The 11,409-nt window shown below is 37.2% G+C and carries 8 protein-coding genes and 1 pseudogene; 6 read left to right on the forward strand and 3 right to left on the reverse strand.

Annotated features, from left to right (window positions below; genetic code table 11):
- Positions 1 to 232: 232 nt before the first annotated feature.
- Positions 233 to 1,540, reverse strand: coding sequence for a CoF synthetase (locus ACN0TV_RS05105; protein WP_417360761.1), 1,308 nt, complete (start codon positions 1,538 to 1,540; stop codon positions 233 to 235).
- A 474-nt stretch (positions 1,541 to 2,014) separates the two neighbouring features.
- Between ACN0TV_RS05105 and ACN0TV_RS05110 the strand changes: the two genes are divergently transcribed.
- Positions 2,015 to 4,261: a TonB-dependent receptor gene (locus tag ACN0TV_RS05110; protein WP_417360763.1), complete on the forward strand. Its 2,247-nt coding sequence runs from the start codon at positions 2,015 to 2,017 to the stop codon at positions 4,259 to 4,261.
- A gap of 34 nt (positions 4,262 to 4,295) precedes the next feature.
- Positions 4,296 to 4,649 carry a heavy-metal-associated domain-containing protein gene (locus ACN0TV_RS05115; protein ID WP_417360765.1) on the forward strand — a complete coding sequence of 118 codons (354 nt, stop codon included), beginning with the start codon at positions 4,296 to 4,298 and terminating at the stop codon, positions 4,647 to 4,649.
- A 9-nt stretch (positions 4,650 to 4,658) separates the two neighbouring features.
- Here the strand turns inward: ACN0TV_RS05115 and ACN0TV_RS05120 are convergent, their stop codons facing one another.
- Positions 4,659 to 5,474, reverse strand: coding sequence for a hypothetical protein (locus ACN0TV_RS05120; RefSeq protein ID WP_417360766.1), 816 nt, complete (start codon positions 5,472 to 5,474; stop codon positions 4,659 to 4,661).
- Between the two features lie 218 nt (positions 5,475 to 5,692).
- Between ACN0TV_RS05120 and ACN0TV_RS05125 the strand changes: the two genes are divergently transcribed.
- The 4 genes and pseudogenes from ACN0TV_RS05125 to ACN0TV_RS05140 all read left to right on the forward strand — a co-directional run bounded on the left by ACN0TV_RS05125 (position 5,693) and on the right by ACN0TV_RS05140 (position 10,649).
- Positions 5,693 to 6,670 (forward strand): GlxA family transcriptional regulator, encoded by a 978-nt coding sequence (locus ACN0TV_RS05125; protein ID WP_417360768.1) that lies wholly within the window; start codon positions 5,693 to 5,695, stop codon positions 6,668 to 6,670.
- A 34-nt stretch (positions 6,671 to 6,704) separates the two neighbouring features.
- Positions 6,705 to 6,878: pseudogene (locus tag ACN0TV_RS05130) on the forward strand (helix-turn-helix domain-containing protein); the annotation flags it as partial.
- A 223-nt stretch (positions 6,879 to 7,101) separates the two neighbouring features.
- Positions 7,102 to 9,621, forward strand: a complete 2,520-nt coding sequence (locus ACN0TV_RS05135) for a zinc-dependent metalloprotease (RefSeq protein WP_417360770.1) — start codon at positions 7,102 to 7,104, stop codon at positions 9,619 to 9,621.
- Positions 9,622 to 9,770: 149 nt separating this feature from the next.
- Positions 9,771 to 10,649, forward strand: a complete 879-nt coding sequence (locus ACN0TV_RS05140; RefSeq protein WP_417360772.1) for a DUF808 domain-containing protein — start codon at positions 9,771 to 9,773, stop codon at positions 10,647 to 10,649.
- A 62-nt stretch (positions 10,650 to 10,711) separates the two neighbouring features.
- Here ACN0TV_RS05140 and ACN0TV_RS05145 read toward each other — a convergent pair whose 3' ends face one another.
- The gene (locus ACN0TV_RS05145; RefSeq protein ID WP_417360774.1) at positions 10,712 to 11,173 is read right to left on the reverse strand and encodes a protease complex subunit PrcB family protein; all 462 of its coding nucleotides are present in this window, start codon (positions 11,171 to 11,173) and stop codon (positions 10,712 to 10,714) included.
- Between the last annotated feature and the right edge of the window lie 236 nt (positions 11,174 to 11,409).

An 11,409-nucleotide genomic window follows, 5' to 3' on the forward strand; every position in this document is an offset into this window, starting at 1 on the left:
TCAGTAATTATACGCTTAATTGCTTGATTTAGATTGTATAAGCCTGCGCACAAACTGTTAAAAATTGTGATTTATACACAATTCATTGTTTTTCAATGTATTAAGTATAAACTAAAAAATATATTTAACATATAAAGAAATGAAAATCAATAAATTACATTGATTTTTATGAAGAAAAATAAGAAGGTAATAAAGGAAAATCTTACAAGTTTATAGAGAAGCGCCTCATGAATTATTTAGAGGAGATTTTGTTGATGACTAATTTTCGTTTTCCAGAGTCTAACAAAGGAATGTCATTGACATAAATTATACTGATATTTGCATCTTCTCCAAGATGGGTTTTGAATTCTTCTATAATATAATTATGTTGATCAAAATTATCATAAACATTAAGTTTAATAATATAGGTAGCGGGGTCCTCCTGAATGAGCTGAAATTGTTTAATCCTATCATACTTTAAAAGGTGATAAGTAATGTATGAGGTAATAAGTTCACCTTTGGTATTATAGATCATATCCATTTTTCTACCCTCCACATGCTCCAAAAAAGGGGCGCCATTATACGGATCATCATCTTTAATATAACCTATATCGCCAGTATCATACCTGATTAACGGCATGCTGTAATTGAATAAATCGGTAATTACAATTCGACCAGGTTTTCCGGGGACTACATCCTTGTTGGAATCTAATTCCAAAATCTCCACTCTATAGCTTGCCCAGTTGATATGAAAAATGGAACTGCCTGGAAATTGTTGGGCAATAATGCCATTTTCTACATTAGAATACCTAGAAAGTCCTTCGACACCAAAGTAATACCTCAGTTTATCTTTAATATCCGGGCTTAAATATTCAGACATGGCGATAATAGATTTCATGTTTGCTTCTAAAGGTTTAGACTCAATTTTGGTGAGGTAATTACAGATGGTTGTGAGCGCAGAAGCATAACTCAGCATAGCTTTAGGACTTTTATCCGTAGTTATTTGTTGAATTAAATCAGCGATCTCATGATCTTTCATATTGGATACTGGATGCATCAAAATATTTTGCAAAAAAGCAGCCAATTTATTTTTTCTATTGTATTGATCCCAATGCCTTAAGTACACCAATTTTTGGCCCAATTCAAATCCAGCCTTTTTTGCAAAGTAAAGCGTGTCTGCAGTATTCTGTAGTTTTTTATTTTGATCGTGATAGATTCGAAAAGGTGTTCCGGTTGAACCACTAGTATACTTTGCAACAAGTGATTCTTCTAGATATTTCGAGGATCTAAAGTCATCAAAATTATCACGGATTAGATTTTTATTGATGATAGGAAAGTCAGATAATTCATCTGAAGCGTTTAGTTCCATGTAAAATGGGACGCTTTCCTTGGCATGCTTGATCAAGTCATTCAATCGTATTGCACGTAACTTAACAGATTTAGGGTCCTGATAATTTTCAAGGATAAACTTAATGTCTTTGATTCGTTTTTTAATTTTCGATCCTCTCAGGAAATCAAGTGTCCAAAATGATTGGCGTCGAACTGTATTGATTACACTCATAGTCTTTTACTAAACTTCATTGTGAAAAATCACCTCTATTTCTAAAATGCTTTATTTTTTGGAATCTAACTACTTCGCCTAAAGCACTTATTTTCAGATTATTGTTAGGTGGTGGAGTTATTCTCTTGTTAAAAGTAATTCAAAATGGAAATGAGCATTGGTAATTTCTATAAATGGCAAAGATCATCTACAAACTACCTACCTAACTAACGACGCATTGCCATGGACTGGGATTTAAACCTAAAGCTGGATGAACACATCGCACTGGATTTTAAAGGTGGGTTCCGGCGGCCAAAAACCATAGGTCAACATCTCCATCTTTATGGCTTTCACGGTAGTGGCACATAAAGCAAATAGCAGTTCGATTACCAATTTATGTCGGTATAATGGTTCTTTACATCGAATGGAATAGTACCTGTATTTATATTGGTCTAATTTCAACAGCGAAACCAAACCAATATGTAGTAAAATCAGATGAAAACGGTTCTATTCTTATTTTTTTTCATTAGCCTGGGCTTGATCTCATCTAGTGCTCAAATTCAAATAAAAGGAACCGTAAAGGCATACAATCATGGTCAAACATTATTCCCATTGAGCAATGCACAAGTTAATTGGTTGAATGATGAGGCTTCGGTTTATACGGACACAGATGGGAAATTTGAAATCTCAAAAAATCCAACCTCTAGAACTCTTATCATTCAGTACCCAAATTTCAGAAACGATACCTTATTGGTCAATCGTCCAAACCTGGGGCTATTGATTCTTAAACCTGAAATTGAGCTGGAAGCTGTGGTTCTTTCTCAACAAATTTCCTCCGTACAGCGTTCCTTATTCGATGTTCAAAATGTGGTCACAGTCGATAGTAGAGAAATGCTAAAAGCCGCGTGTTGTAATCTTTCTGAGAGCTTTGAAACCAATCCCGCTGTAGATGTCAATATTGCAGATGCCATCACCGGTACTAAACAGATTCAAATTCTAGGGCTAAACAGTCCATATCTTTTAATTACACAAGAAAACATTCCCAGTACTCGAGGAGCATCCTCCTCCCAAGGTTTGTCCTTTATTCCTGGGTCTTGGATTGAAAGCATTCAAATCACCAAAGGAATGGGTAGTGTTGTAAATGGGTATGAAAGCATTTCCGGACAAATCAACACCACGCTCAGAAAACCCCAAACAGACCAACCCCTTTTCCTAAATATCTATGCCAACAATTTTGCCAGATTTGAATTAAACAGTCGATGGAATACACCACTTTCTGATAAATTAGCTACGGGAATCTTCCTGCATGCCAATACACGTACCGCAAAGATAGACGACAATGGTGATGGTTTTTTAGACACGCCACTATCGGAGCAAATTAATCTGATGAATCGATGGCAATTTGGTGATCCCAATAGTGGTTGGATAAGCTTTTTAACCTGGCAATACCTAAAGGACCACAAACAGACCGGAGAAATACATTTTGATAAAAACCGTCATAAATTATCAAGTACGTATTGGGGAAGTGAACATCATTCAGATCGCCTTGACGTCTCCTCCAAATTAGGTTACGTATTTCCGGATTTACCCTTTCAAAGCATTGGATTACAATTGGCCTACACCTACCACAACCAAGATGCCTATTACGGCCTGAGAACCTATGACATTCAACAAAACTCCCTATATGGCAACCTCATTTTTAGTAGTATTATAGGGAGTACCATGCACAAGTACAAAACTGGAATAAGCGTTATGGTTGACAATTATAGAGAACGCTTAAACACAACCCCACTAAATCGTGTAGATAATGCAATGGGAGCCTTTTTTGAATACAGTTATACTGACCTGGATAAGTTCAGTATGGTTGCCGGACTACGTTTTGATGTTCACAATCGACTAGGTGAATTTCTAAGCCCTCGCTTACATTTGCGCTATTCCGTATGGGACAAAGCAGCTATTAGAGCCTCTATAGGCAGAGGAAAACGAAACGCCAATATACTAGCAGAAAATCAAAAGCTTTTTAATTCCTCCCGTCAAATACAAATAGAAAACAGCAATGCAAGCACCTATGGCTTAGAACCAGAAATCGCCTGGAACTACGGGGTGAGTTTTACCCAAAAATTATTCGTAAACAAGCGATTATTGGTGTTTTCCGCGGACTACTATAGAACACAATTTGAAAATCAGGTTGTTGTCGATTGGGAAACCCCTGGTGAAATTTCTTTTTACAATTTACAGGGAGATAGTTACTCCAACAGTTTTCAAATAGATTTAAGTTATGAATTACTCCAAAATTTAGAACTCAGAGCCACCTATAAAAACTACGAGGTCAAAACAGATTACAAAACTGCCAAATTAGATAAACCCCTACAACCAAAACAACGTTTTTTTGCCAATTTAAGTTACCAAACTGTAAGAAGTCCCATCGGTAAACAATGGCGCTTTGACACAACCGTTCACTGGCAAGGTAAACAACGGTTACCCCGTAATGGTTTAGATCCAACTATGAACACCCATGGTAGCTATAGTCCATCTTATACCTTAGTCAACACGCAAATTACCCGTGCCTTTAGCAACAAATTAGAACTTTATCTAGGCGGGGAAAACATTACAAATTACACTCAAAGCACCCCTGTAATCGCTTCGGATGATCCTTTTGGACCCAATTTCGACGCAAGTATGAGCTATGCTCCTGTTTTATCTGGAGTTTATTATGTCGGATTCCGATATAAAATAAATTAACCATGAAATTGTCAAACCTTTAAAATACATAACCATGAAATTAAGACTAGTCCTTGTGTTTCTCTTGATCAGCTTTACTATCACTGCACAGGATAAAAACAAGAATCAAACTATCCTGGTGGATGGAAATTGTCAAATGTGTCAAAAACGCATCCAAAATGCCGCTATAAAAGTTAAAGGTGTAAAATATGCCTCTTGGGATATACCCACCAATCAGTTAAGCTTGGTGTACAATGAAAAAAAATGTGATATCAAAACGATTCATTTAGCCATTGCAGAGGCTGGACATGACACAGATCTTTACAAAGCAAAAGAGGCAAGTTATCAAAACCTACCTCCCTGTTGTTTATATCGTGATCCTGCGACCAAAGAAATGGAACACCATTAAATATTGCTTTTACATAGCAGCCATTTTGAAGTTTCCAAAAAACAGTTTTGCTTCCTTGTCGTAATGCAATGGTGCGGTGATATAGAAGAATCTAGTTGTTCCTGTAGCAAACATGGTACGGTCTAACACCTTAGACTTGTCTATATACACACGCATTTCCCTACCCTGTACTACAATAGAAACTTTGATTTTAGCATTGGAATACCCTTTGAACGGAAAACTCAAACTATGATAAGCATCCATATCATTACTAGAGTGAACGATATCCTCATTGTGGAATTGGAACTCAGTGGATGTTACAGCACCATCATTATAGGCATCCAACAAGGTAGCTCTAACACTATTATCCTTAGCAAATCCAAAATTCATTGTACTCAAATCTTCGGCTTTATCACTACTGGTGATCAACTCAAACTCAATAGTAAAATTTTCTGGCAGATTTATTAAAGTGTCCAATTTATAAGTGGAATTTTCAGCCATCATCAACCATTTTCCTTGATAGTTGTCGAGTTCAACTATACTCCCATTACCGGAAGTTTTCCAATATTTGGGCATTAAACCTTTCTGATCATCTATAAAATGATCTTCAAATAGTAAGGTTCCACCTGGTTTAAAGGAGAACACTTCTTCTATGTAAGGAATATCACGTCTTGAGGAGGATTCTGAGGTGTTTTCAGCGGTTTCCTCTGACCCGCTTAAGACATCATCCACTTTTTCGGTAGCCTTATCTTCAACTTTCTCCTTAATTTTTTTCCAAAACTGGGCTTGAACTGTTGTTGTGGTTAGCAACACTATACTACAAAGAATTAGAAGTTTTGTCTTCATCAAATTTTGATTACGTTAAATTGATTAATTATCAATACTCTTTCTTAAAAAGTTGTGTTTGAACACAATTTTTAAGGTTGTAAATTTAATTTAATTTCAATTTCTGCGCAAGTAAAATCTTACGTGAAAGCGTTGAATTTACAATGTTATTGCAATGAAAAATGTTAAAACACATACCAAAAAAGCCAATTACGCCACGATTTAGGTATATTTAGACCATGATAAAAATAGCCCTTTTAATCCCGGAATCTGCAGTTGCTGCTGCCGTTACAAGCACCCGGTATGTATTCAATACAGTTAATAAATTTTTAACCTCTAGTGGCAAAGACCCCCGTTTTGACATCCAACTCGTGGGTTGTCAAGATCAGGTACCCCTACAGGATGGTATAACTTTTATTAAAACAGATATAAACATTCAGCAACCGATTGATGTGGATTTGGTCATCATTCCTCCCCTATTCGGTGATATGAAAGCAACTATTGAAATTAATAAGCAAACAATCCCATGGATAAAAGAGCAGCATGATAAGGGAGCTGAAATTGCCTCCCTATGCGTAGGTGCCTTTTTACTTGCGGAAACCGGCTTACTTAACGGCAAGAAATGCTCCACACATTGGGCCTATTATACTGAGTTTAAGTCAACATATCCACAAATCGAAGTTGTGGATGGTGCCGTTATCACAGAAGATGATGGTATCTATTCCAGTGGTGGTGCTGTATCAATCTGGAACCTACTATTATACTTGGTTGAAAAATACACCAATAGAGAGATGGCCATTATGACAGCCAAATACTTCAGTGTAGATATTGACAGAAATAGTCAAAATGTCTTTATGATATTTAAGGGTCAAAAAACTCACCAGGATGAAGAAGTAAAAAGAGCTCAACAATACATTGAAAAAAATTATCATAAAAAAATAACTGTGGATGAATTGGCGAACATGGTAGCTATAAGCCGAAGGAGCTTTGAAAGACGTTTTAAACAAGCCACCGAAAATACAGTATTGGAGTATTTGCAACGTGTAAAGGTCGAGGCTGCCAAACGAAGTTTTGAAAGTAGTAGGGACAATATTTCTGAAGTGATGTATGAGGTAGGTTATTTGGATACAAAAGCATTCCGAAACATTTTCAGAAAATATACGGGACTTACTCCCGTGCAATACCGCTATAAATATAACAGAAAGCATATAGCGTAAAGTTTAGTACACGACAAAAATTAAAAATTGAGAGAAAACCTCGCTTAACGAGCTCTCTGAAAAAGTCGGATTAGGTCTATCTAATCTCTCGATATTAAAAACAGGTAAAGCAAAAGCCGTTCGCTTTAATACTTTAGAGGCCATCTGTAAAGCACTTGACTGTCAACCTTCCGATATTCTAGAATATATTGAAGAAAACGAAAACTAGTGTTCATTAAATAGCCGAATCTTCACCAATTACGTAATAAATCACAGCATAGTTTAAATCACACTAAAAAACTGAAGGAGTTGTATAGAGGGTTCTTCAAGGTGTTAAAACATTTGGATATCCCAAGAAAAAAAGTTATAATTAAACTCTAAACGATACTTAAAACTATAGACAGGAGCACAACCCAACCAAAAAATGTTGTGTAACACAAAAATTATCCCTGATGAAGTGGTTTTTAAGAGTGGTAAGTATTGCCTTTTTAGTAGTTGGGTGCGGCCCAAAAGTATTGATAAATTCTGACCAAAAGTCATTCAATTTCACAACTACAGTTGATTACGACAAAGTCATCACTGATGATGCCCATACCAAAAAAGGACTCTTCGATGTCCACAAGGTTAAGGATCATTACTATTTCGAGATTCCGGATAGTCTGTTAGGAAGAGATATCCTTGTGGTGACTCGTTTTATCAAAACTCCTGCAGGTGCTGGTAATTACGGTGGTGAAGAAATCGGTGAAAAAACAATTTACTTTGAGAAGGGACCCGCCAACAAAATCTTTCTACGCATTGCTACTTTTGTAAGCAAGGCCGATGAAACTGACGCAATTGCCAAGGCAGTACAAAACTCCAACATCACACCTATCTTAGAAGCCTTTGATGTCAAAGCTAGAAATGACAAAAACACTAGCTCGGTGATTGATGTCACAGATTTCATCAATAGTGAAAACAACCTTCTAGCACTGAGCGATGAACAGAAAAAGAAATACAATATCGGTAGCTTGGAAAAGGACAAATCCTATATCAACAAAATCAGCCCCTTCCCTATTAACATTGAAGTAAAGACCGTTAAAACCTATAAGGTAACCGTCTCTTCAAAGTCCAAGGACCTCATCCCAGCTGCAGTACTCTCTGGGGTGATTACTATGGAGCTCAACAACTCCTTTATACTTTTACCTAAGACCCCCATGGAGAAAAGGTTTTATGATCCAAGAGTTGGCTATTTTGCAAGCTCCTATCTCCGTTATGGTGATGACCAACAAAAGGTAGCCCAGGATGTCTACATCCACCGTTGGCGGCTAGAACCCAAGGAAGAGGACCTCCAAAAGTGGAAAAACGGAGAATTGGTAGAGCCTAAGAAGCAAATTGTATATTATATTGATCCTGCTACCCCTAAAAAGTGGCGACCCTATTTAATACAGGGCATCAACGACTGGCAAGAGGCCTTTGAACAAGCAGGCTTTAAAAATGCCATCGTTGGGAAACCATGGCCGGTAGACAATGATAGTATGAGTTTGGAGGATGCACGATACTCTGTACTGCGCTATTTTGCTTCCGCTCAAAGAAACGCATATGGGCCTAATATTGTAGATCCAAGAAGTGGAGAAATCCTTGAAAGCCACCTGGGATGGTATCATAACCTAATGGACCTATTGCACAATTGGTATATGGTACAGGCTGGTGCGGTAGATCCTAGGGCTCGTGAGATGATCTTCGAAGATGACCTGATGGGAGAACTCATCCGTTTTGTAGCCTCACACGAGGTTGGACATACGCTTGGACTGCGGCACAATATGGGAGCCAGCTTTGCAACTCCTGTAGAACGTCTAAGAGACAATGACTGGCTTTCCAAAAACGGTCATACCAGTTCCATTATGGACTACGCTCGGTTCAATTATGTTGCACAACCCGAAGACAGTATTGCCGTTGAAAATCTGATACCTAGAATAGGTGATTACGATAAATGGGCTATTCAATGGGGATATTCCAAATTAGCTGACTCCTTATCCATAGGAGAAAAACAAAACTACCTAAGTCAGGTGATCACTGACAGTGTCGCCAGAAATCCCAGACTCTGGTTTTCCGGAGAAGGAAGAGATTTTGATCCCCGATCTCAAACGGAAGATCTTGGAGACAACTCCATGACGGCTTCCTATTACGGCATTAAAAACCTCCAACGCATACTTCCGCATATTATACAGTGGACTGACTCCAAGGAGAACGACAACTACAGGAATCTTGATCAAGTCTACCAAACCATTGTTTCTCAATACAAAGATTATATGTATCATGTAGCCAAGAACATTGGCGGTATTCATGTTACCAAAAAATCCAGAGACGAAGACGGCCCCGTCTACCAAGGTGTACCAAAAGGAAAACAAAAGCAAGCGCTAATGTTCTTAAATAGCTACCTCTTTACACAGCCCACCTGGCTCTTAAATGACACTGTTTTAAATATTATTGAAGAGCCAAAAAGTAAAAATGCTGTTACCCAAATGATGGAAGGCATGATGACGACCCTACTTGGAGGTAGTAGAATTAGTAGAATCTCCTTCATCGCTGAACGCTACAACAGAGATAATCCATATAGACCGCAAGAATATCTTGAGGATATTACCAATTACATCTGGAAAAACCTGGATGTGTTTTTCGATCCCAGCGCCTACCAAAGAGAGGTCCAGAAAAATTATGTATCCAATATGATTGCACTCTTTAGACCCGATAAGGCGAATGATCCTTTAAAACTACTGATGGCCAAACTCTCAGAAACCAAAACCAGCAATACCGATATACGGTCTCTGGCGCTGAATCATTTGATACAATTACACGGAAAAATCAATCGTGTTTTACCAAGGGTATCGGACAACATTGTAAGGGCACATCTTCAGTATATCGAAAAACAAATCGAGGATGCCGTTGGGGACTTGGAAGGGTCATCTCTCCCCTATCGCCCAATTATCAATTAAACCATTTTCGCAAATCAGAATATAGGTACAATACAAAAGTGCTTGTCTAATTTTCTAAATCATATTGTGTGTCAAAAAATTAATCACTTAATTTGTTAACACGTAAAAACCTTCGATTCTCTATAGGGGGTCCACTAAAAAATAAAATTATGGCATCAGGAATTTTTGCAGTACTTGACGATATTTCAGCTTTAATGGATGACGTTGCATCAATGACAAAGATTGCCGCTAAAAAGACCGCTGGTATACTAGGAGACGATTTGGCAGTGAATGCCGAAAAGGCTACAGGTTTTGTAGCGAACCGAGAGCTCCCGATCCTATGGGCGATTACCAAAGGCTCCTTTTTAAATAAACTTATCATTCTACCCATAGCCTTCGTTCTCAGTGCTTTTTTACCAAAAGCCATCGTAATTATACTCCTAATTGGAGGTATGTATTTGGCTTATGAAGGTGCTGAAAAAATATATGAATTTCTATTTCATCGTCACCAAAATGAAGAGCATTCAGAAACCCAAGAAATTGAAGAAGAAGATATCGCGGAGTTTGAAAAGAAGAGAATAAAAGGAGCAGTTGTAACGGACTTCATTCTTTCCATTGAAATCATTATAATTGCTTTGGGTTCAGTTATTGGCGCTCCATTACTAAATCAAATATTGGTAGTGTCCACTATTGCCATTATAGCCACTGTAGGTGTGTACGGGATAGTAGCTTTAATTGTAAGAATGGATGACTATGGGTATCGTCTGATTAATTTTAATGACGATCACGACAGTATTTCTGATAAAATAGGAAAAGCATTGGTCTTTTCCCTTCCATGGGTTATCAAAAGCCTATCTGTTATAGGAACCATTGCCCTACTGCTCGTATCAGGAGGTATTTTTAATCATAATATTGAGTACTTACATCACCTGCTACCTGGAGTCCCTTCTTTAATTAAAGACTTTTTAACGGGACTTGTTGTTGGAATTATAGTAATGCTAGTGTTGGTACCAATTAAAAAGCTATTCAAAAAAAAAGCCAGCAAGTAACTAAAAGAAAAAGGTGAACAGTTTAAGCCCACCTCCTATCTTCATTTATTTCAATATTTCTTTTAAATTTCTTTAAAAATAATAGGCTTCGCCGTTTTCGGAATTTTAACCAAATGATAAGGTTGGGTTATTATAGTTAACATGCCACCTTTTTTCAGACGTTCGATTTCAACAACAAACCTATCCTCATGTTCACTAACCTTTGTAATATCAATGGAATGGCCTCCATGGGACTTGATGTCATCAAATACAGCTAACACAATACTTTGATCAAAATCAATAGAAGGTACAGGATCGATTTGGTCATTAACGGTATTAACTTTTCCCAACAATACCATAAATGCCTTACTATCACTAATAATGAGTTTTGATTTTTCAATACCCTCCTGCCCATCACCTTTTAAGGCACCCTGACTAATTGTGGAAAACGATACAGGTTTTACACTGCTGGTTTTCTCTTGATTTCCGCAAGAAAACATTAATAGGGTGAGTACGAGCACGTAGGTCATTCTAGTTTTCATCATTATCTACTTTATTGAGTTCTTTAACTATTAGATGTTAAAATTAATATTGGTTGCTTTGTTTTCCATATAATATTTGAACCACCACATGACCATGACATCTTGTTTATTCATTATTTATAACGATTGAGAGAGGTGTTTCTTATTTAAGAAAATCATAACATTTTCCCAATTATAATGTACTTAAAGTGATGATATCCTTGTATTTGACACATAATGTAACCTGGAGTTAAGGATGT

The organism is Galbibacter sp. (genome assembly GCF_048266365.1).
In the GTDB taxonomy this organism is placed as follows: Bacteria; Bacteroidota; Bacteroidia; order Flavobacteriales; family Flavobacteriaceae; genus Galbibacter.

Coding starts and splice junctions, on each gene's coding strand:
- ACN0TV_RS05135 (WP_417360770.1), top strand. CDS start 7,102: ATGAAGTGGTTTTTAAGAGTGGTAAGTATTGCCTTTTTAGTAGTTGGG.
- ACN0TV_RS05140 (WP_417360772.1), top strand. CDS start 9,771: ATGGCATCAGGAATTTTTGCAGTACTTGACGATATTTCAGCTTTAATG.
- ACN0TV_RS05105 (WP_417360761.1), bottom strand. CDS start 1,540: ATGAGTGTAATCAATACAGTTCGACGCCAATCATTTTGGACACTTGAT.
- ACN0TV_RS05115 (WP_417360765.1), top strand. CDS start 4,296: ATGAAATTAAGACTAGTCCTTGTGTTTCTCTTGATCAGCTTTACTATC.
- ACN0TV_RS05125 (WP_417360768.1), top strand. CDS start 5,693: ATGATAAAAATAGCCCTTTTAATCCCGGAATCTGCAGTTGCTGCTGCC.
- ACN0TV_RS05110 (WP_417360763.1), top strand. CDS start 2,015: ATGAAAACGGTTCTATTCTTATTTTTTTTCATTAGCCTGGGCTTGATC.
- ACN0TV_RS05120 (WP_417360766.1), bottom strand. CDS start 5,474: ATGAAGACAAAACTTCTAATTCTTTGTAGTATAGTGTTGCTAACCACA.
- ACN0TV_RS05145 (WP_417360774.1), bottom strand. CDS start 11,173: ATGATGAAAACTAGAATGACCTACGTGCTCGTACTCACCCTATTAATG.